This window comes from Bacillus salitolerans, from assembly GCF_042680805.1.
GTDB classification, from domain to species: Bacteria; Bacillota; Bacilli; order Bacillales; family SA4; genus Bacillus_CJ; species Bacillus_CJ salitolerans.
Genome location: NZ_JBHUEM010000038.1, coordinates 1 through 519, shown reverse-complemented (window position 1 = coordinate 519; position 519 = coordinate 1). Strand labels below are relative to the sequence as shown.

Sequence of the window (519 nt, the reverse complement as noted above, 5' to 3'; positions counted from 1 at the left end):
TATATCTACACAATGATAGAGTCCAGCCATATTAATAAGTGACTCAAATCGTGCTTTTGCATGATGAGTGCTTCTATTCGGTCTAAATCCATAGCTGTGCTTATAGAATTTAGCTTCACAAATTGGTTCTAATACTTGAACAATACATTGTTGAAAGATTCTGTCCCATATTGTAGGAATTCCTAGAGGTCTTACTTTTCCATTTGCTTTAGGAATGAAAACACGACGAACAGTTCCAGGTTCGAAAGATTCGAACTTGTTCTGAACTTTAGTGATAACTTCTTCAACCGTCAAATCTTTGATGTCATTAATCGTTAACTTATCCGTCCCTGCCGTTTTACTACCTGTATTTCTCTTTATATTCCGATAGGCAAGACGTATATTTTCATTCGAACTAATTAGTTCCATTAAATCATAGAAATTTTGACCATCAACACTTTGTCCGTATAGATTATCAAAGCAATGTTGCATATCATAATACTCACTGTGTCTCAGTTTCTTCCGTTTCAACAAGTCGGT

Annotated in this window: 1 protein-coding gene; it reads right to left on the bottom strand. The window is 35.1% G+C overall.

Features of this window, described 5'->3' with window-relative positions; genetic code table 11:
• Positions 1–513 (bottom strand): reverse transcriptase domain-containing protein (locus tag ACFSCX_RS16540; protein ID WP_377929352.1); only part of this gene is annotated, 513 nt, incomplete at its 3' end.
• Positions 514–519: the final 6 nt, after the last annotated feature.